The 20,313-nt window shown below is 72.2% G+C and carries 19 protein-coding genes; 18 read left to right on the forward strand and 1 reads right to left on the reverse strand.

The genetic code is table 11. From position 1 onward, the window contains the following. Positions 1-53 precede the first annotated feature (53 nt). The 10 genes from ACIBJG_RS13200 (at position 54) to ACIBJG_RS13245 (ending at position 10,069) form a co-directional block, all read left to right on the forward strand. The gene (locus tag ACIBJG_RS13200) at positions 54-1,154 is read left to right on the forward strand and encodes an SMP-30/gluconolactonase/LRE family protein (RefSeq protein ID WP_399307570.1); all 1,101 of its coding nucleotides are present in this window, start codon (positions 54-56) and stop codon (positions 1,152-1,154) included. Further along, on the forward strand, positions 1,151-2,587 hold the full coding sequence (locus ACIBJG_RS13205; RefSeq protein ID WP_399307571.1) for an MFS transporter: 1,437 nt from the start codon (positions 1,151-1,153) through the stop codon (positions 2,585-2,587). Before ACIBJG_RS13200 ends, ACIBJG_RS13205 begins: the two co-directional genes overlap by 4 nt. Positions 2,588-2,678: 91 nt before the next feature. Further along, a complete protein-coding gene (locus ACIBJG_RS13210) occupies positions 2,679-3,710 on the forward strand; it encodes an AfsA-related hotdog domain-containing protein (protein ID WP_399307572.1) in 1,032 nt (343 codons plus the stop codon). 9 nt (positions 3,711-3,719) lie between these two features. Beyond that, positions 3,720-4,376: an HAD-IA family hydrolase gene (locus tag ACIBJG_RS13215; protein ID WP_399307573.1), complete on the forward strand. Its 657-nt coding sequence runs from the start codon at positions 3,720-3,722 to the stop codon at positions 4,374-4,376. Between the two features lie 70 nt (positions 4,377-4,446). Then, the gene (fabG, locus tag ACIBJG_RS13220; RefSeq protein ID WP_399307574.1) at positions 4,447-5,151 is read left to right on the forward strand and encodes a 3-oxoacyl-ACP reductase FabG; all 705 of its coding nucleotides are present in this window, start codon (positions 4,447-4,449) and stop codon (positions 5,149-5,151) included. An 81-nt stretch (positions 5,152-5,232) separates the two neighbouring features. After that, on the forward strand, positions 5,233-5,667 hold the full coding sequence (locus ACIBJG_RS13225) for an ester cyclase (RefSeq protein WP_399307575.1): 435 nt from the start codon (positions 5,233-5,235) through the stop codon (positions 5,665-5,667). A gap of 70 nt (positions 5,668-5,737) precedes the next feature. After that, positions 5,738-6,004: a phosphopantetheine-binding protein gene (locus tag ACIBJG_RS13230; protein WP_399307576.1), complete on the forward strand. Its 267-nt coding sequence runs from the start codon at positions 5,738-5,740 to the stop codon at positions 6,002-6,004. Beyond that, positions 5,997-7,220: a beta-ketoacyl-[acyl-carrier-protein] synthase family protein gene (locus ACIBJG_RS13235; protein ID WP_399307577.1), complete on the forward strand. Its 1,224-nt coding sequence runs from the start codon at positions 5,997-5,999 to the stop codon at positions 7,218-7,220. Before ACIBJG_RS13230 ends, ACIBJG_RS13235 begins: the two co-directional genes overlap by 8 nt. Further along, positions 7,217-8,341 (forward strand): beta-ketoacyl synthase N-terminal-like domain-containing protein, encoded by a 1,125-nt coding sequence (locus ACIBJG_RS13240; RefSeq protein ID WP_399307578.1) that lies wholly within the window; start codon positions 7,217-7,219, stop codon positions 8,339-8,341. The genes ACIBJG_RS13235 and ACIBJG_RS13240 overlap by 4 nt, the downstream gene beginning before the upstream one ends. A gap of 51 nt (positions 8,342-8,392) precedes the next feature. Next, entirely contained in the window at positions 8,393-10,069 is a 1,677-nt protein-coding gene (locus ACIBJG_RS13245) for a phytoene desaturase family protein (RefSeq protein ID WP_399307579.1), read from the forward strand. Between the two features lie 78 nt (positions 10,070-10,147). Here ACIBJG_RS13245 and ACIBJG_RS13250 read toward each other — a convergent pair whose 3' ends face one another. After that, positions 10,148-10,918 (reverse strand): SDR family NAD(P)-dependent oxidoreductase, encoded by a 771-nt coding sequence (locus tag ACIBJG_RS13250; RefSeq protein ID WP_399307580.1) that lies wholly within the window; start codon positions 10,916-10,918, stop codon positions 10,148-10,150. Between the two features lie 255 nt (positions 10,919-11,173). Between ACIBJG_RS13250 and ACIBJG_RS13255 the strand changes: the two genes are divergently transcribed. The 8 genes from ACIBJG_RS13255 (at position 11,174) to ACIBJG_RS13290 (ending at position 20,306) form a co-directional block, all read left to right on the forward strand. Further along, positions 11,174-12,190 (forward strand): Gfo/Idh/MocA family protein, encoded by a 1,017-nt coding sequence (locus ACIBJG_RS13255; protein WP_399307581.1) that lies wholly within the window; start codon positions 11,174-11,176, stop codon positions 12,188-12,190. Continuing rightward, positions 12,187-13,401 (forward strand): ATP-grasp domain-containing protein, encoded by a 1,215-nt coding sequence (locus ACIBJG_RS13260; protein WP_399307582.1) that lies wholly within the window; start codon positions 12,187-12,189, stop codon positions 13,399-13,401. The genes ACIBJG_RS13255 and ACIBJG_RS13260 overlap by 4 nt, the downstream gene beginning before the upstream one ends. A 39-nt stretch (positions 13,402-13,440) precedes the next feature. Beyond that, entirely contained in the window at positions 13,441-14,736 is a 1,296-nt protein-coding gene (locus ACIBJG_RS13265) for an acetyl-CoA carboxylase biotin carboxylase subunit family protein (RefSeq protein WP_399307583.1), read from the forward strand. Further along, positions 14,723-15,997 (forward strand): MFS transporter, encoded by a 1,275-nt coding sequence (locus ACIBJG_RS13270; RefSeq protein WP_399307584.1) that lies wholly within the window; start codon positions 14,723-14,725, stop codon positions 15,995-15,997. Before ACIBJG_RS13265 ends, ACIBJG_RS13270 begins: the two co-directional genes overlap by 14 nt. A gap of 109 nt (positions 15,998-16,106) precedes the next feature. Beyond that, entirely contained in the window at positions 16,107-16,706 is a 600-nt protein-coding gene (locus tag ACIBJG_RS13275) for a phosphoribosylanthranilate isomerase (RefSeq protein ID WP_399307585.1), read from the forward strand. A gap of 185 nt (positions 16,707-16,891) precedes the next feature. Next, positions 16,892-18,313, forward strand: coding sequence for a phenylacetate--CoA ligase family protein (locus ACIBJG_RS13280; protein ID WP_399307586.1), 1,422 nt, complete (start codon positions 16,892-16,894; stop codon positions 18,311-18,313). Next, positions 18,310-19,038, forward strand: coding sequence for a hypothetical protein (locus ACIBJG_RS13285; RefSeq protein WP_399307587.1), 729 nt, complete (start codon positions 18,310-18,312; stop codon positions 19,036-19,038). Before ACIBJG_RS13280 ends, ACIBJG_RS13285 begins: the two co-directional genes overlap by 4 nt. After that, a complete protein-coding gene (locus ACIBJG_RS13290) occupies positions 19,035-20,306 on the forward strand; it encodes an amidohydrolase family protein (protein ID WP_399307588.1) in 1,272 nt (423 codons plus the stop codon). Before ACIBJG_RS13285 ends, ACIBJG_RS13290 begins: the two co-directional genes overlap by 4 nt. Positions 20,307-20,313: the final 7 nt, after the last annotated feature.

The raw sequence follows: 20,313 nt of genomic DNA on the forward strand, positions 1-20,313 counted from the left end.
CGCCGACCCACCATGAGAGGAATACCGTGTCCCGCGCCCTTCCGCTAAGAGCCGTGCTCGCCTCCGCGGCCGTTCTCACGGCGATCGCGCCGATTGCCCTCCCGGCCCCCGCCCTGGCGAATTCGCCCTCACCGGCGGCCTCTGTCGCCGGCCGTCATGCCGGGCCGGACGTGATCAACACCCGGGCGGCCGACGTCTACCCGGAGGGCGTCGCCTGGGACCCCACGCGCCGCGCCTTCCTGGTCGGCTCCGCCCTGAAGGGCACCCTCTCGGTGATCCGGCTGGACGGCACCGTCAAGGAGATCGCGCCCAGCATCGGCATGGTGTCCACACTCGGCATCCGGGTGGACACCGCGCGCAACCGCATCCTCGTCGCGTACAGCGACTTCTGGATCCGTCAGCGCCTGGATGTCGGGGACCAGCCCCCGACCTCGGGTGTGGCTGTCTTCGCCCTGGACACCGGCAAGCTGCAGCGGCGTATCGATGTCGCCCAGGGGGCCGCGCGGACGTTCGCCAACGACCTGACCTTCGATCCGCAGGGGAACGTCTACGTCACGGACTCCGTGTCGGACACGCTCCAGCGGATCGACCTGGCCGGTCACGTCACCCCGGTGGTGACCGATCCCCGCTTCGCCGCGGAGATCGTCGGTCTGAACGGCATCGTCTGGCACCCGGACGGCTATCTGCTGGCCCTTCGCTACGACAACGGCCGCATGTTCCGGATCAGTCCGGACGCCCCGGCGGGCCGCAAGGTGGCCGAGGTCGACCTTCCCGAGCCGCTGGTGGGCACGGACGGTCTCGGGCTGCGTCCCGACGGCTCCCTGGTCGTCGTCACCAACTCCATCGGTGAGGCCGTCGGCGCGCCGGGCGGAGTGGACGGGGTCAAGGTCGTGGGCTCGCGCGACGGCTGGCGCAGCGCCACCGTCCGCTCCCGGGTGGAGCCGTGGCCCGTCGGCGGTCCCACGACGGTGGCCGTGACGCCGTACGGCGACTACGTGCTCAGCGGTGAGGTGGGAACGGTGCTGGTCGGGGAGACCTCGGACCGGATCGTCCTGCGCCGTCTTCCCTGCTCGGCCCCGAAGCACCACGGCCACCGCGCCACGGGCGACTCCACGAGCAGTTCCTCCACAAGCAGCAAGGGGAACATCCGATGACGACAACCAAGAGCCGAGGCGTTCTCTGGGCGTTGGTCGCCACCTCCCTGCCCATGTTCATGGTCTCGCTGGACAACCTCGTGGTCACCAACGCGCTGGCGGAGATCAGCAAGGACTTCGACGTCAAGCAGTCCGAACTGCAGTGGGTGATGAACGGCTACGTGCTGGCGTTCGCCGGTCTGCTGCTGGCCGGTGCGGCGCTGGGTGACCGGTTCGGCCGCCGTCGGGTGTTCCTGGGCGGCATCGCCCTGTTCACCGTGTCCTCCGTGGCCTGCGCGATGGCCGGTTCGGTCGTGACGCTGGTCATCGCCCGGGTGTTCCAGGGTGCCGGTGCGGCGGCCATCCTTCCGGTGTCGCTGACCCTGGCCGTCGGCGCGGTGTCCCGCGCGCAGCGGAATCTGGCGGTCGGTGTGTGGGGCGGCGTCAACGGCCTCGGCATCGCGGCCGGTCCGCTCGCGGGCGGTCTGGTCACCGAGAAGATCGAGTGGAGCTGGATCTTCTGGATCAACGTGCCGGTCGGTGTGATCGCCCTGCCGCTCGCCCTCTGGGCGGTCAGCGAGAGCCGCGGCAAGGAGCGGAGCCTGAACGTCCCCAGCATGGTGCTGGTGACCGCTTCGGTCGTGTCGGCGGTCTGGGGCATCGTGTCGGCGGCCGACCACGGCTGGACCCACGTCACGACCCTGACCGGGCTGTCCCTGACGGTGGTCCTGGCCGTGTCGTTCATCGTGTCCGAGCGCAACAGCGCGCACCCGCTCATCCCCACCCACATGTACCGCGCGCCGGCCTTCGTGCTGAGCAACGTGGTGTCGATCACGATGTACTTCGGTGTCTTCGGGTCGATCTTCTTCCTCACCCAGTTCCTGCAGGGCCCCATGGGTTACTCGCCGTTCGAGGCGGGTCTGCGCACCATCCCGTGGACGCTGGCGCCGATGTTCGTGGTGCCGGTCGCCAGTCAGTTCGTGGACCGGATCGGCGGCGGAGTGCTGCAGTCGGCGGGCTGCGCCCTGCAGGGCATCGGCCTCGGCTGGATCGCCCTGGTCGTCACGCCCGATGTCGGGTACGGCGCCATGGTGCCCGCGCTGGCGCTGGCCGGCATCGGTATGGGCCTGGTCTTCGCGGGCAACCCCGCCACGGTGATCTCGGCGGTCCCGGAGAACGAGCAGAACAAGGCGTCCGGTGCCAACAACACCAGCCGTGAGTTCGGCGGTGCGCTGGGTGTGGCCGCACTCACCACCGTGTTCAGCCGCCAGTTCGCCGACAACACCTCGGGCGACCCGGCCGCGGCGTTCACCGACGGCCTGGAGGCCGCTCTGTGGATCGGTGTGGTCGTGGTGCTGCTCGGCGCGGTGAGCGGCCTGTTCATCAGGCGGAGCGCGGAGCGGGCCGGCGACGACGCGGCCGAGGAGAACCAGGTGTCGGTCCCGGTCGGCTGACCGGCCCGCCGGGGTCCCTGGCGGCTCCAAGATCACGTCGTCGGGGACCCCCGCCCGGCAGACCACCCCGAGAACTGGTTCGGAGGAACCGATGACCACCCAGGTGCTGGAAGACGCCACGACGTCCGTGGCTCCTGCCATCGAGTACGGGCGCACGATCGAGCGCTCCCTCGCCCACCGTTCCGCGATCTCCGAGGTCTTCGTCACGGACGTCAGGAGCCTGCGGCCGATGGCGGTGACCGCGGGCATCCACCTGCCGCTCACCCATCTCTACTACAGCGACCACCGGCAGCGGCCGAAGCTGCACGACTCCCTGCTGCTGCTGGAGGCGGGGCGCCAGGCGGCGATCGCCGGTGGCCATACGAACGCCGGGGTTCCGGCGGGGACCATGGCCATCGTCCACGCCTTCCGGTTCTCCCTGCGGAATCTGCCCGCGCTGCGGATCGGCGGCGAGGCCGGTCCGCCGCGCGTCGACACCGACTTCTTCGGCAGGACGGCCCGGCACAGCGGGCGTTACCGCAAGGGCCGGCTGGAGCAGCGGATCTTCATGGGTGACGTGCACGTGGGCGACCACTCCATGGACGTGCTCTTCCTCAAGGGGGACGAGAACGAGATCCTGCGGCACGCCCAGCGCGGCACTCCCGCGCCGCTCAGCTCGGACTTCACCGAGGCTCCGGGTGCCGTCAGGCGGGTGGCTCCGGAGCTGGTGGGCCGCGACAACCCGCTGAACGTCGTCCTCACGGAACCGGAGTTCACCGCGGACTCCGTCACGGCCCGGGTCGCGCCGCGCTTCGACAACCCGGCGCTGTTCGACCACGTCTACGACCATCTTCCGGCGATGACCCTGGTGGAGGCGGCCCGCCAGCTGGCGCTGTTCACCGCGGGGGCGGCCGCCGGGCCCGTGGCCTCCGCGGCGTCCGGCTCCGCCTCCCTCTGTGCCGTCGGTTACGAGGGCGCCTTCCAGCGCTTCGCCGAACTGGACGTTCCCCTGACCGCGACCGCGACCCCGGTCCCCGCGCCGGCCGGCCGGTACGGGATACGGGTGGGCTTCCACCAGGACGCGCAGGAGATCGCGGAGCTCACCGTCACCGTCGCCGACGTCTCCCACCTCCACGGATCCTGAGGGCCTGCCATGTCTGACACCACACCACCGCGACTGGCCGTCTGGTCGGACTTCGGCGGGGTCCTCACCCCTCCGCTCGCCCACACGATGAAGACGTTCTGCGCCTCGCTGGGCCTGGACCAGCAGGTCCTCGGCCGCGCCCTGGCCACGGTCACCGCCCGGTACGGCACCAGCGACATCATGGAGCCGATCGACACCCCGCTGGTGACCGAGGAGGAGTGGCTCCAGGAGATCGGCGACGTGCTGGAGGCCGAGCACGGCGTGACGCTCCACCTCACCACGATGGCGGACGCCTGGTTCGACGGGCGGGAGACCAACCACGAGTGGCTGGCCCAGCTGCGCAAGGCCCGGGACCGTGGGGCGTTCGTCGGGATGCTCTCCAACATGGTGCCCGCCTGGGACCCTTACTGGCGGCGCATGATCGAGCCCGACGGGCTCTGGGACGACGTGATCCTCTCGTTCGAGGTGGGTCACCGCAAGCCGTCGCCCGGCATGTTCGCGCTGGCCGCCGAGCGGGCGGGTGTGCCCGCGGAGCGCTGTGTGCTCGTGGACGACATGGCGCAGAACTGCGCGGGCGCCGAGGCGGCCGGCTGGCACTCGGTGCTCTTCCTCGACGCCGAGAGTGCCGGTGCCCAGCTCGCATCCCTGTGGGACGGCGTCGCGTGAGGCGCCCTTCCCCGACCCCGACCGAGATCCGGCCGCACGGTGCGCGGCGCCCCACCAGGAGGAAGTGCATATGAGCCGCTCCGTACTCGTCACCGGCGGAAACCGGGGCATCGGGCTCGCCACCGCGCGGGCCCTGGCGGCCGAGGGCCACAAGGTCGCCGTCACCTACCGCAGCAGCGAGCCCCCGCCCGGCTTCTTCGCCGTACGGTGCGACGTCACCGACCCCGAGCAGGTCAGGGCCGCCGTCGAGGAGGTGTCGATCCAGCAGGGGGCCGTCGAGGTCCTGGTCTCCAACGCGGGCATCACCCGGGACCAGTTGCTGATCGGTATGCCGGAGGACGATTTCCGGGCCGTGATGGAGACCAACTTCCAGGCCGCCGTCACCGTCACCCGTGAGGTCGTCCCGGCGATGATCAAGGCCCGTTGGGGCCGGCTGATCTACATGTCGTCGATCAACAGCATGTCCGGCGCACCGGGGCAGACCAACTACGCCTCCGCGAAGGCCGCGTTGATCGGGTTCGCGCGGTCGCTCGCCATCGAGCTCGGCCGGCGCAACGTCACCGTCAACGTGGTGGCCCCCGGAATGATCGAGACCGACATGGTCGGGCACGTCACCGACGCGCGCCGCAAGGCCGCCCTGGCCAGGACCGCGCTGGCCCGTACCGGCACCCCCGAGGAGGTGGCCGCGGCCGTGCGCTTCCTGGCCGGCGAGGACGCCTCGTACGTGACCGCCGGGGTCATCCCGGTCACCGGGGGCCTGGGCGCCGGGCACTGACCTGCCCCGCCCGGCCCGCACCCCCACAGATTTCCGGGGTCTCTCCCCGGGTTCCCTCCGCACCGTTTGAGGAGCAATCAGATGAGCACCGAAGCACTCGAACTCTCCATCAACATGGGCCTGATCTTCAACGACCTGAGCGAGGAGGCCGCTCTGAAGTACGTCGCGGACGACTTCGTCGACTACGAGGCGCAGGCCGGCGTCCCGAACGGCCCGTACGGCTACCTCGGCACCGCGCGCTGGGTCCACAGTGCCTTCGCCGGCGCCAAGTGGGAGCACCTGGACAGCTTCTCCGAGGGTGACCGCGCCGTCCTGCGGCTGCGCTTCACCGGCAAGCACACCGGCGACTTCCTGGGCATCGCGCCGACCGGGCGCGACGTGGACGTCGAGCAGACCCACATCTACCGGATCGAGAACGGCAAGGTCGTCGAGCACTGGGGCTTCCGCCAGGACCTGCTGCTGCTGACGCAGATCGGCGCCATCACCCTCAAGCCGCCGACGCCGGCCGCCGCCTGATCCGTCCGGCCCGTTTCCCACGACCTGTCGCGAAACCCCTTCACGTTCTCTCCTTACGAAAGGACCCATCATGACCGTGCAGACCGTTGAACTGGATGCCGAGCTGCGGATCCGCGTCATCGACATCGTCAACGAGGAACTCGAACTGGAAGACGGTGAGTTGACCGATGACGGCCTGTTCATCGACGACTACGACAGCGACTCGCTCACGCTGATCACCGTGGTCTCCCGAATAGAGAAGGAGCTCGGCTTCGTCCTGCCCAAGGAGGAGCTGGAGTCCCTGACCACGCTCCGCGCCCTGCTGCTCGCCGTCGAGGGATGCGCGACGAATGCCTGAGTCGACCTTGCGCCGAGTCGTCATCACGGGGCTCGGAGCGGTCAGCCCGGTCGGAATCGGCGTGCGGGACTTCGCCGATTCCCTCCGGGCGGGCCGGGTCGGCATCGGGCCGGCCCGCAGCTTCGACGCCACCCCGTTCCCCAGCCGCAAGGCCGCCGAGGTCGACGACTTCGATCCGGCCGCCCTCCTGCACCACCTCGACCCCGACCGCTGGGGCCGCAGCGCTCTCCTGGCCGCCGCCGCGTCCCGGCTGGCGGTCGAGGACTCCGGCATCGACCCGCTGCTGCTCTCCGAGGGCCGGTCCGGCTCGATCATGGGCACCACCAGCGGCGAGTCCGCGGTGGCCCAGAGCCTGGGCGGTCAGTGGGTCACCCAGGGCCTGAAGGGCCTGGAGCCGCGCCTGGTCGGGCAGTTGCCGGCCGGCCAGATAGCGGGCGCCGTCAACGCCGAACTCGGCCTGAGCGGCGACGCGCAGACCATCCCGACCGCCTGCTCGGCCAGCAACTACGCGCTGGGGTACGCCTTCGACATGGTGCGCCTGGGCGAGGCCGACTTCATGCTGGCCGGTGGCGCCGACTCGGTGAACCGGCTGACCCATGCCGGGTTCTACGCCCTGGGCGCCATGGCCGAGGACCTGCCGCAGCCGTTCGACGCCAACCGTTCGGGCATCATCACCGGCGAGGGCGGGGCCGCGCTGCTGCTCGAACCGCTGGAGCACGCCCTGGCCCGCGGGGCCCGTATCTACGCCGAGGTGCTCGGGTACGCCGCGAACTGCGACGCCTCCCACATGGTGCACCCGGACGCCACCAGCATCGCGGACTGCATCAAGGCCGCGCACCGCAACGCAGGCGTCGTCCCCGACCAGATCGACTACATCTGCGCCCACGGCACGGGCACTCCGACCAACGACGCGACCGAGGTCCGGGCGGTCCGCCAGGTCTTCGGCGACCGGCTGCCGCCGATCAGCTCGATCAAGTCGATGCTCGGCCACACCATGGGCGCGGCCAGCGGCTTCGGCGCCATCGCCTGCTGCACCGCCCTGGAGCAGGGCTTCCTGCCGCCCACCGCGAACCTGGTCGAGACCGACCCGGAGCTGGGGCCCGGCGTGGACTGCGTCCCGGGCCGGGGCCGGGACGCCCGGGTGGAGATCGTCCAGAACCACGGCTTCGCCTTCGGCGGCAACAACGTCATCACCATCCTCGGGAGGTACCTGTGACCACGGCCGCGCCCGTGCAGCCCCTGCCGGTCGTCGGCGTCGGAGTGGTCTCCAGCGCGGGATACGGGCTGGCGCCCCTGGCCGGGGCCCTGGACGGGGACTTGGCACCGGAGTCCGTCACCGGCGCGGACGCGGCGTACCCGCCGCGTCCGGTCCGGCCCGTGCCCGGCTTCAGGGCCGCCGACCACCTGGGTCGCAAGGGCACCAAGAACCTGGACCGGCTCGCCGGTCTGAGCCTGGTCGCCTGCAAGCAGGCGCTCGAAGCGGCGGGGCCCGCCGCGGCCGGTACGGAACCGGCCAGGACCGGTGTAGTGCTGGCCACCAACACCGGCAGCATCGCGGGCTACTCCGACCTGCTGTACGAGACGCTCACCCTGGACAAGCCCTACCTGATCAACCCGGGCAAGTTCGCGGGCAGCGTCATGAACTGCAGCGCCGGGCAGATGGCGATCCGGCACGGGCTCAAGGGCCTGAACGCCACGGTCGCCGGCGGCCGCAGCGCCAGCCTCTACGCCTTCCGGCACGCGAGGCTCGCCATGGCGGCGGGGCGCGCGGAGGAACTGCTCGTCGGCGGCGCGGAGGAGCTCAGCGCCCCGGCGGCCTGGGCCTGGCACCACGCCGGGACGCTGCGGGAGGCCGCTCCGGTCGGCGAGGGCAGCGCCGTGTTCGTCGTCCGGGCCGAGGAGTCCGCCGGCGAGCCGGTGCTCGCGGAGCTGCTGGCCTGCGAGGTCGGCTTCTTCGGCTGGACCGGGGTACGCAGGCGGGCCGGCGTACACCGCGGCCTGACGGGCGGCCTGGTCACCGCCATCACCCGGGCACTGGAGCGCAGCGGGGTGGCGGCCGATGACGTGGCCGACGTGTCCCTGGGAGCCGGTGACCACATCGGACTGGACCGGGTGGAGGAGCGTGCCGTGCGCCTCGCGCTGGGCCGGATGCCGGAGCCGGTGCGGGTCACCGAGGTGCTGGGCGAGACGTACAGCGCGGGCGGTGCCCTGCAGCTCGCGGCGCTGCTCGCCCGCTGGCAGGGCTCGCCGGGCGGCCGGGGGCCCCGGATCGGTCTGATCACCTCGGTCGGCCACGACGGCAACGCCGGTGCGCTGGTCGTACGCGAGCGGGCCTGACCCGCGTCAAGAACATAGGTCCGGTCTACAGGAACAGGACGGTTGAGCCGCATGGTGAAGCGGGATGAGTGGGACGCCATCGTCGTCGGAAGCGGCATGGGCGGCCTGGTGTGTGCGGCGTACCTGGCCGTGAGCGGCCGCCGTGTCCTCGTACTGGAGCAGCACGACGTGGCGGGGGGAAACAGTCATGTCTTCCGCCGCCGCCGGGCCTACGAGTTCGACGTGGGCGTCCACTACCTGGGCGACTGCGGTCCGGGCGGGCTGCTGCCGGCGATCTTCTCCGGCCTGGGGCTCGACGGTCGGGTGACGTACCGGGAGATGGACCGGGGCGGCTTCGACCGGATCGTCCTGCCCGGTCTCACGGTGGACGTGCCCGTCGGGTGGGAGGCGTACACGAAGCGGCTGACAGCGGCGCTGCCGGCCCAGAGCGCGGGCATCGAGCGGTTCACCCGGATCTGCGCGGCCGTCGCCGCGGAGACCCGTTCGATGATGCTGTCGGACGGTGAGCCGTCGCTGGCCGATCTGCTGGCGCGCACACCGGTCACCGCGGAGTGGGGACGCCGTACCCTCTCCGAGCTCTTCGACCACTGCGGGCTGACCCCCCGGGCCCGTACCGTGCTCGCCGCCCAGTCGCCCAACTACGGGATGGGGCCGCGCCAGGCCACCGTCTCCACGCACGCGGCCGTCACCGATCACTATCTGCGGGGCGCGTACTACCCCGAGGGCGGCGGCCAGGTGCTCGCCGCCGCGCTGGTCGAGGCGCTGGAGGCGCACGGCGGGGAGCTGCGGACCAAACGCCGGGTGGAGCGCATCCTCGTCGAGGACGGCAGGGTCACCGGGGTGGGGATGACGGACGGCGACGTCCACAGCGCTCCCCTGGTGGTGTCGAACGCCGACTACTCCCGGACCGTGTTCGACCTCGTGGGAGAGGAGCACTTCGGCCGCCGGGTGGTGTCGAGGACCCGGCAGGCGAAGATGGCGCTGCCGCTGGCCACGCTCTACATCGCGACCGACAAGGAACTGCCGGCCCGCCCCAACGCCAACCTGTGGTGGTACCGGGACGACGACATCGAGAACTACTACGAGCAGGTGGCGAAGGAGACCATCAGCCCGGTGCCCTTCCTGTTCGCGTCGTTCGCCTCGCTGAAGGACCCGGGCACCACGGCCGTCTGCCCGCCGGGGCACAGCAACTTCCAGGTGATGACGCTGTGTCCGCCCGGATACGAGTACTGGGGCGTGAACAGCGGGCCCGCGGCCGGTGAGCGCTACCGGCGCAACGAGGGCTACCAGCGGCGCAAGGCCGAGCTGACCGAGTCGATGCTGAGCGCGGCGGAGGAGGCGCTCGGTCCGTTCCGCGAGCACATCGTGCACCTGGAGACGGCGACCCCCATCACCCACGAGCGCTACACGCTCGCCACCGGCGGGACGCCGTACGGACTGGCCGAGTGGGGTGGTACGGGCAGCCGCCCGGACACCCGCACCAGCATCGAGGGGCTCCACATGGTGGGGACCAACACCCGGCACGGCACCGGGATCACCGGCTCCGCGGCCGGCGGCATGGCCCTGGCCGGGCAGATCCTGGGCCGCGGACTCATGGCGGAGGTCCACCGGGGCGCGCTCCTGGGCGACCCGGACCTGCTTCCGGAGCGGGCGGAGGGCTGGGATCCGCTGACCGTCTCCCGCGGCTCCGGCCGGCAGGGCGCCCGTGGGCTGGCGCGGATCGGCTGATGGAAGGAACGGAGGAAGCCCCGGGGAGCGTCTCCCCGGGGCTTCCTCCGTTCCCGCGCGGCCCGTAACTGCGCTCCGCTACTTGGACCGGCCGAGGCCCAGTTGGCCCGCCCAGCCGCCGTCCACGCGCAGCAGTTCACCGGTGATGTACGTGGAGTCCTCGCCGGCCAGGAAGGACACCGCGCCGGCCACCTGCTCGGGTGTCGCGAACTCCCGCAGCGGCAGCTGCCGTTTGATGGCCTTGCCGCCGTCCTTCTCCAGCAGTCCGCCGATCAGGTCGGTGGTGGTGAACCCGGCGAGGACCGCGTTGACGCGGACCTCGAAGCGGGCCAGTTCGACGGCGGCGGCCCGGGTGAACGCGTTGACGGCCCCCTTGGAGGCCGAGTAGTTGGACTGCCCGACCCAGCCGCCCTCGCCCATGACCGAGGAGATGTTGATGATGTTGCCGTCGCGCCGGGACATGAAGTGACCGGCGACGGCCCGGGTGCAGTGGTAGACGCCGCCGACGTTGACCTTGAGCACCTCCCACCAGTCCTCGGGCGACTGGTCGAATATGAGCCCGTCCTGCGCCACTCCGGCGTTGTTCACCAGGATGTGCAGTCCGCCGAGGCCGGCCATGGCCTCGTCCACCAGCTGCTGGGCGGCGTCCGGGTCCGACACGTCGGCCTGCAGGGCGATCGCCCGCCCGCCCAGGGCGGTGATCTCCTCGACCGTTCGCTCGGCCTCGTCCTTGCGGGAGCGGTAGTTCACGGCGACCGCGGCACCGTCGGCCGCGAGACGGAGCGCGATGGCCCGTCCGATGCCGCGGGAACCACCGGTGACCAGGGCGGACCGGCCTTCGAGGCTCATCAATTGACTCCTTCTCCAGGTGAATTGAATAGGTGCCGCAATTCCGAATACATCGAACAAGCGTATCCATCACCCCTGTTGACAAGGCGGCCCGCCGAATACCACCTCGGCGGCCGGCCGTGTTCCTTTCGAGGCACCAACGGCCACGACACCCCCTTCCAAGTGGTCCGCCAGGGGTCCGGAGAATTGGCCTGGCAGCCTCTCCCGGCCCGCTGCGAAGCTCCTTTCACTACGACAGCGAAGGGCGGTAACCAGATGAGGAAGAAAGGCAATTCACCTTCCGTCATCGTCGGATACGGACACGCGGGCCGCGATCTGCACCATCGCGCGCTGCGGGACATCACCGGCGGCCGGTCGACGGTGATCGCCGTCGACCCACGCCCCGCCGAGGTGGCTGGAGGGGAATGGGTGCCGGACATCCGCGGCGCCGTGGCGGCGCTGTGGGCGGCGGGTCACCGGGTGGCCGACGCCGTCTTCCACGTGGCGGTGCCGCCCGACGCCCACCGGGACTGCCTGGAGCAGCTCCTGCACGTCGGGGCCCAGCGCTTCATCCTGGAGAAGCCGATCGCGCACACCGTGCAGGAGGCCGCCCACCTGGTGGACCTCACGGAGGCCACCGGGGCCGTCGTGCTGCCGATGAGCGTCTGGCCCGCCAGCAGGGTCACCGAGGCCGCCGAGGAGCTCGTCGCCTCGGGGACGATCGGTGAGCCGGTCTCGTACCACATGGAGCAGAGCAAGCCCCGCTTCCGCCGTTCGCTGCAGACCCAGGGCCACGGCAGCGCCTTCGAGGTCGAGCTGCCGCACCAGTTGCTGCTCGCCCTGCACCTCGCCGGGCCCGTCGCGGAGGTGACCGGATCGCGCGGCTGGGACCTGCCACTGCCGTCCGGCCGGCTCGCCCGGCTGGGCGGCGCCGAGGTCACGCTGCGGCACACCTCCGGCGTACGGACGACGCTGTACACCGATCTGGCCTCGCCGGTACGCCGCCGCCGGCTGCACATCCACGGCACCGAGGGCACGCTCGTGGCGGACTACCCCGTCTCCGGCGACGACGACTTCGGCCAGGTCCGCATCGCCGGTCGCCCGGTCCGCAGGGTCGTCCAGGACGCCCCGCTCACCCGGTTCATCGAGCAGGCGTACGCCCACTTCCGCGGCGAGCGACCGGCGCCGCGCAGCGACCTCGCCCTGCACCTGGAGTCCATGGAGCTCCTCGACACCGCCCGCGCCACCGCGTTCGCGGACTCCGGCACCCCGGCCCCGCAGGAAGCGGCATGAGCACCGTTCTGATCATCGAGCCCCGCTCCTCCGGACTGGAACTGGTGACCCGGGCCCATGAACTCGGGCACACCGCCCTCGTCCTGACCGCCCGCACCGGGCCCGGCACCGCCCCGGCGAAGGCCGACCGGGTGATCACCGCCGACACCTCCGACCGGGCCGCCGTCCTCGACCTCGTCCGCGCGCTGCACGCCGAGTCCCCGCTGGACGCGGTCCTGCCCGGCTTCGAGCACTTCGTCTCGCTCGCCGCCGACGCCGCCGACGCGCTCGGCCTGCCGGGCATCGACCCGGCGGGCGTGGAGTTCCTGCGCCACAAGCACCGGATGCGCCGGGCCGTGGACGCGGCGGGGCTCGACCAGCCCCGGTACCGGATCGTCTCCGGCACCCGGTCGGCCGCCGCCGCCTACGCGGAGCTCGGGCCGGTGTGCGTGGTCAAGCCGGTCGACCAGTCGGGGAGCCTCGACGTCCGCAGGGCCGGCTCGGCGGCGGAGGCCGTGGCCGCGTTCCGCCGGGCGCTGCGCTCCGGCCGGGCCGACGGGTCGCGCGGTGGTGTCGGGCTGGTGCTGGTCGAGGAGTACGTCGAGGGGCCGGAGTACAGCGTCGAGGGGTACGTCGAGGACGGCCAGGTGCACATCCTCGGCATCACCGAGAAGATCCTCGGGGCCGAACCGCACTTCGTCGAGGTCGGCCACATCGTGCCGGCCCAGCTGAAGTCCTCGTCGGCCCGGGAGATCAGGACGTACATCACCCGTGTCCTGGACGCCGTCGCCCTCGGCATCGGCCCGTTCCACGCCGAGCTGCGGATGTCCTCCCGCGGCCCGCTGCTGATGGAGGTCGCGGCCCGGCTGCCCGGCGACCGCATCCCCGACCTGCTGCGCCTGGCCTGCGGCCACGACCTGTACGAGATCATGCTGCGCTGCTACCTGGGCCTGCCCAACCCCGAACCGGCCACCCCGCGCACCGGCACCCGGGCCGGCATCCGCTACTTCCTGCGGCCCGGCCTCGACACCTACCGCGAGTTCCGCGTCGACCCGGTGATCGAGTCCGATCCGCGGGTGCGGGAGATAGGCGTGCTCCTGCCGCCGGGCAGCGCCCTGCCTGACCCGGGCAGCTCGGCGGGCCGGCTCGGTTACGTGCTCGCCGCGGGCGCCTCGTACCGGGAGACGGCGAGGGTGCTGCGACGGGCCGAGCGCGCCGTCACCTTCAGCTGAGCCATCCGCAGGACAGTCCACGAACCATCCGGAGATCCGATGAACCGCCATATCCTGATCATCAACCGCTGGACCAACTCCTTCGCGGAGTACCACCGCTATCTCGACCACACCGCCGACCGCGTCGCCTACCTCACCACCGCCGCCGGCCGGCCGCCGCTCGACGGGGAGCTGGCCGAGGACATCCGGGTGCTGTCCGATCTGTCCGACACCGGTGAGGTGCTGGCGCAGACCGCACAACTCGTCGAGCTGTACGGGCCGTTCACCCATGTCCTCGCGCTCTCCGAGTTCGACCTGGAGCCCGCGGGCGAGATCCGCCGGCGTTTCGGCATCCCGGGGCGCGGTCCCGATGAGGTCGCCGCCGTGCGGGACAAGGTCGTGATGAAGGGCCTGGTCGCGGCGGCCGGGCTGCGGGTGCCCGCGTTCCGGGAGACGCCGACGGCCGCACTGGTGCGGGAGTTCGCCGCACGGCACGGCTATCCGTTCGTCCTCAAGCCGCGTGCGGGCGCCGACAGCCAGGGCGTGCACGTGGTGCGTTCCGAAGACCGGCTCGACGCCCTGCTGAACGACGCCGGCCTGGCCGACGCCCAGTGCGAGGAGTTCATCGACGGGGCGCTCTACCAGATCGACGGGGTGATGAAGGACGGCAAGCTGCTCACCTCCCGCGCCTGGCGCTGCGGCGGCAGCTGCCTCGACTTCGCCACCGGCACGGCCTTCAGCTCGGTCGCCAACGACGACCGGGACTTCGAGAAGCGGGTGACCGACTTCGCCGAGCGCGTGTGCGCCGCCCTCGCCCTGACCGACGACGTCTTCCACCTGGAGGTCTTCCGCACCCCGCAGGGCCCGGGCAAGAGCGACGGCGACGGCGACGACCTGGTGTTCCTGGAGATCGGCGCGCGGGCCGGCGGCGGTCAGGTCCGGGTCGTCTGGGAGGAGGTGTACGGGGTCGACCTCGTCGCCGCCTCCGCGCTGGTGCAGCTCGGCGAGGACCTGACGATCGCGCCGATGGACCTGGACGGTCCGGTCGCCGGGTATCTGATGATGCCCGAGCCGCCCGTGCGCCCGGCCGTCGTGGACGCGGTGACCTCGCTGGTGGGCCGGGTGCCGGCGCTCTGCTCCGAGACGCTGCCGCCGCCCGGCACGGTGCTCAGCGGCAACGGCGGCGCCGTCCACACCGCCGGCACGTTCCGCTACCGGGCCGGCCGCTCGGCGGACGTCGAAGCGGCGATCCGGCAGACCCTCGCCTCCTACCGGCTCGACTGGCACCCGCAGGGCGAACAGCCCGCCGACACCGGGGAGCCGGTCACCCGGGAGGCAGCCCATGTCATCGGCTGAGCTCCTCGACCGGGCCGGGCCCGAGGCCCCGGAGCCGCCCCGCGGGCTGTGGCACCACCGGGACTTCCGCAGGCTCTGGGCCGGACAGACCGTCTCCCTGCTCGGCTCCCGCGTGACCGAACTCGCGCTGCCGGTCACCGCGATCGTGCTGCTCGACGCGAGCCCCGCCCAGCTGGGGCTGCTCAACAGCGCCCAGTACCTGCCGGTGCTGTGCGTCACGCTGTTCGCCGGAGTGCTGGCCGACCGGGTACGCCGCCGCCCGCTGATGATCACCGCCAACCTCGGGCGGGCCGCGATCCTCACCGCCGTACCGCTGCTCGCCTGGCTGGGCGGGCTCGGCGTCTGGGCCCTGTGCGCCGTGGCGTTCGCGACCGGGGTGCTCACCGCCCTGTTCGACGTCGCGTACCAGGCGTACGTGCCCTCGCTGGTGGCCAGGGAGCAACTGGTCGAGGGCAACAGCAAGCTGCAGGCCAGCCGTTCGGTCGCGGAGACCGCCGGGCAGGGCCTCGGCGGGACGCTGATCCAGGTGCTCACCGCGCCCGTGGCCATCCTGGTCGACTGCCTCGGCTATCTCTTCGCCGCCGCCATGCTGCTGCGCATCCGCACCCCGGAGACCCGGCCGGTCCGCCCGGACGGTGCCCCGTCCTCCGTACGCAAGGACATCGCCGCGGGGCTGCGCATGACGCTGAACAGCCGGCTGCTGCGCGTGATCATGCTGCACGCGTCCCTGTACAACCTGCTCTGGGACGTCGTCCTGGTCGTCTTCCCGCTCTACGGCATCCGCGTCCTGCATCTCGGTCCGGCCGGCCTCGGCCTGATCATCGCGGTCGGCAGTATCGGCGCGTTCGGCGGCGCCCTTTCCGCGGGCCGGCTCGGGGAGCGGCTCGGGGTGGGACGGGCCATGGTGTTCGGGATGGTGGTGGCCTCCTCCGCGACGCTGCTGCTGCCGCTCGCACCCGGCTCCGGCAGCCGGCTCGGCTACGCGCTCCTCGGGACCGGCTACGTCCTCAACGGCTTCGGCATCGCCATCTTCAACATCCACTCGATCACGCTGCGCCAGGCGACCGTGCCTCCCGAGCTCATCGGCCGGGTGAGCGCCACCTTCCGGTTCCTCACCTGGGCGGTGATCCCGGTGGGCGGGCTGCTCGGCGGGCTGCTCGCGTCGGCGGCCGGTCCGCGGACCGCGCTGGCCCTGACGGCGGCCGGGCTGACCGCGGGGGCGCTGGCCTTCCTGTGCTCACGTACCGCCGTCCGGTCGTGAGCACCGACGACCCTGACACCATGAACGTCCCGTTCCCGTTCCCGTTCCCGTTCCCGTTCCCGTTCCCGTTCCCGTCCCCGTCCCCGTCCCGGATCCAGGAGAAGAAGACATGTACATCAAGGTGTGCGGCCTGAGCCGCCCCGAGGACGTGGCGGCCGCCGTCGAGGCGGGGGCCGACGCGATCGGCTTCGTGCTCACGCCGAGCCCCCGCCAGGTCACCCCGGCAGCCGTCCGCGCCCTGACCGCCCTGGTGCCGGAGGGAACCGCCACGGTCGCCGTGTTCCGCGGCGAGCCGCTCGACGAGGTGCGCAAGGCCGCCGCGGAGGCGGGCGTCGACACCGTGCAGCTGCACGGCGCCGAGCCCCCCGAGGCGTTCGCCGCGCTGCGCGCCGACGGCTTCCGGCTGATCCGGGCCACCTCCCCGGCGGGCGGGGCGCCGCTGGAGACCGGTGCGTACGGGGAGGACCTGCTGATCATCGACTCGCCCCGGCCCGGCTCCGGCGAGCGCTGGGACCCGGCCGCTCTCGGCGTGCCCCCCACCGGTCCGTGGCTCCTGGCCGGCGGGCTGTCCCCGGACAACGTCGCCGGGGCGGTCACCGGCCTGCGGCCCTGGGGCGTGGACGTCTCCAGCGGGGTCGAGCGCACCCGCGGCGTCAAGGACCCGGACCTGATCAGGCAGTTCGTGACCGCGGCCAAGGCGGCCGCATGAGCGACGCGGCCTGCCTGCGCACTGCCACCTAGAGCGAACGGACTGCCTCCTAAGGCGAATTGAGGGCGCGTCGGTGCGGCCCGCAGTATCGGATAGCCGCTTCCCGGACGCGTACGGGCGCACCGGGCACGCGCCCGGTGCACGGCACACCGTCCACCGCACCCGCCGAATCACCTGGGGGATCCATGTGGCTGCCCGCATCCGGGAAGCACCGCGACTTCATCGAGCGCTACCTGAGCCTGCACGACCGGTACACCGCGGGTGAACTCGGCGAGGACGAGTGGCGCGCATGGGCGCAGTCGCAACTGCGTGACGTCGTCGCGCTCGCGCAGGACGGATCGCCCTTCTACGCCCGGCACCTGGCCGGCGTGCCGGCCGGCCGGCTCACCCTCGACGACGTGAGCTCGCTGCCCTTCACCACGAAGGACGACCTGCGCGCGGCCATGTCGGACATCCTCAGCCGTGATCTCGACGAGGCGTGCTTCTACTACGAGACCACCGGCACCACCGGCCCGGCCACCCCGTGTCCCCGCGACCCGCGCGAGGTGGTCGCCTCCAACGCCCATGTGACGGAGAGCTGGCGCAACATCTTCGCGGACGTCTTCGGCGACCGGGCCCCGCGCGTCGGCGTGATGGGCCCCACCGAGGTGCACTCGCTCGGCGACACCCTCGGCGACGTGGCCCGCAACGTGGGCTCGGCCGTCGCCAAGATCTGGCCGTACTCCCCCGTCATCGGTTTCCCCAAGGCGCTGCAACTGATGCGGGACCTGGCCCTGGACGTGGTGTTCTGCACCCCGAACGTGGCGCTCTCGCTCGCCCGCGCCGCCCGTGAGCAGGGGCTCGACCCGCGCCGCGACTTCGCCGTCAAGGTCTTCCTGGTCACCGGCGAGATGTGCACCCCCGACCTGGCCCGCCAGATCGACCAGGCCTGGAACGCCCGGACGTACAACGCGCTCTACGGCTCCCAGGAGACCCTGGTCGTCGCCTCGGCCTGCGCGCACGGCCGGCTCCACCTGGCCCGGCCCAACTACATCGCCGAGCTCGTCGACCCGGACACCGGCGCACCGCTCGGCGACCGGGGCACCGGGGAGCTGGTCGTCACCATGCTGATCGACGGCATCAAGCCGCTGATCCGCTACCGCACCGGCGACCTGGTCGAGCTCGCCGCCAACACGTGCGGCTGCGGCATCCGGGGCCCCGTCATCCGGGTCGTCGGCCGCACCCGCGACCGGATCGTGCTCGGCGGGCACAGCTACCAGGCCTGGCAGATCGAGCAGGCCGTCCTCCGGCGGATCGACCACAGCTACGGCTACCAGGTGGTCATCGACCGGACCGCGGACGGCGAGGACCTGATCACCGTCCGGCTCGACCTGCCCGACGGGCCCGACGGGCCCGAACCCGGGCTGGAGGCCGCGCACGCGGCGCGGGTCGCCGACGCGCTCGGGGTGCGCTGCCGGGTGGAGCTGCCGGACGAGCTGGACCCCGTCACCACGACCGGCGCCTTCGTCAGCTGGAAGGCGGCGCGCATCCACGACCGGCGTACCGCCGTCGACCACGAGACGGCGGCCGCCCGCCGGCTCGCCGGGGCCCGGGGGCACCGCGCATGACCGAGCCCCTGTTCCGCGCCCTGAACATCCGCGACACCGACGCGGACTCCGACTCCGACGCGACGCCGTTCCCCATCCTGTGGGAGCCCGCCCGCATACCCCACTCGCCACTGCTGCGGCCCGGCACCCTGCGCGTCGGCACCCTCGGCCCGGACGGCACCACGTCGATGGTGGCCCTGGGCCGCCTCGGGCACCGGCTCGCCCACCTGGGCGGCCCCGTCGTGGAGCCCGTGCCGTACGACTCCTTCGAGGAGCTGCTCGCCGCCGTCGGCAGCCACGGTGGACCGTCCTACGCCCTGGTGCCGGGCGCCGCCGAGTGCGCGACGCGCTTCTTCTGGTCGCCCCGGCTGCGGCTGGACGCCACTTTCTCCTCGCCGACGCCCGAGTACGGCATCGCCGCCCCGGCACCGGGTCTGCGCGAGGGGGTCCTGCGGCTGGCGACCCTGCACGAGACCCGCCGCCTGGTGGAGCTGCTCGACGGGGCCGAGGGCGGGCGGGGCGGTTACGACATCGCCTGGGTGCCCGCCGAGTCCACCATGCACGCCGCCCAACTGGTCTCCGAGGGACGCGCGGACGCCGCCGTCACCAACGAACCGGGGCGCGCCGCGCACCGGCTGGAGTTCCAGGTCTCACGGCCGGGCGTCCCCATGGTGTGGATGGTGTTCGGGCCCGCCGTACTCGCCCGTTCCGAGGGAGCCCGACAGCCTGTGGGGAGCCGGTCATGAGCACTGACCGCCGACTGCTGCTGCACGACGTCACCGTCCAGGAGGGGCTGGGCCGCGCCTCGCTGCCCGCCCGCTCCGTCCTGGTGACGGGCGAGCGCATCGAAGCCGTACTGCCGGCCTCCGAGGCCCCCGCCGAGGGTGACTTCGTCCGCTGGGACCTGGCCGGGGCGACGGTGCTGCCCGGCATGACGCTGGGGCACACCCACATCGCGTACGTGAATGTCACCACGGGCCGCGAGACGCTGTTCAAGTACCGGGTGCCCGAGGTCGCGCTGCATGCCGCACGGCACGCGGCGGACCTGCTGAGCTGCGGATACACGGCGTTCGTCGGGGCCGGATCGGTCGCCGGTATCGACATGGCACTGAAGAACGCCATCGAGGCCGGTGTCATCGCCGGTCCGCGCATCACCCCGTGCAGCCGCGACCTGATGGTGTCGGGGCCGCCGGGACGGCGATCGCCCGAGCTCAAGGAGCGGATGCCGCGTGAGCTGATGCCGGTCGTGGACGTCCTCGGCGATCTGGTGAAGTACACGGAGGAGGAGATCGACGAGGGCGCGGAGATCATCAAGGTCTTCTCGTCCGGCGACGACACCTTCCCCAACGCCCGCTCCGAGGAACTCCTCTTCACCCGCGAGGAGTTGTCCCTGGTGGTGGAGACAGCGCACCGCCGCGGCGCCCGGGTGCGGGCTCACTCCCGGGGCCTGGCCGGCATCCGCAACGCGCTGGCCGCCGGGGTCGACGTCATCGACCACGCCACGTACGCGGACGACAGGGCGCTCGACGAGATCGCCGGGCGGGGCGTGTTCGTGGTCCCGAGCCTGTTCCAGCCGGACCGGCTGCTCGCGCTCGGGGAGGGGTTCGGCAAGGCCCCCGACTACCTGGAGTCGCTGGACTTCCGGGACGAGATCGAGAACACCCTGCGCTTCCTGCCGCTGGCCGAGGACCGCGGCCTGAAGATCGCGCCGGGCGACGACTTCGGCTTCGCCTGGACCCCGCACGGCACCTACGCGGACGAGCTGGTGATGTACGTGGAGCGGGCCGGGATCGCGCCCGAGACGGTCATCAAGTGGGCCTGCGCGAACGGGGCCGAGCTGGCCGGGCGCGGTGCGGACGCCGGGGTGGTGGCCGCCGGCCGCCTCGCGGACCTGGTGGTCTGGGACCGCGACCCGGCGGCGGACATGACGGTGCTCCAGGACAAGGGGGCGCTGCGTTCGGTACTGATCGGCGGGCGCCACGCGGCGGGCCCGGTGGCGCCGCCCGCCGCCTGAAACCGTC

It is taken from the genome of Streptomyces sp. NPDC050422 (genome assembly GCF_044458665.1).
GTDB lineage: Bacteria > Actinomycetota > Actinomycetes > Streptomycetales > Streptomycetaceae > Streptomyces.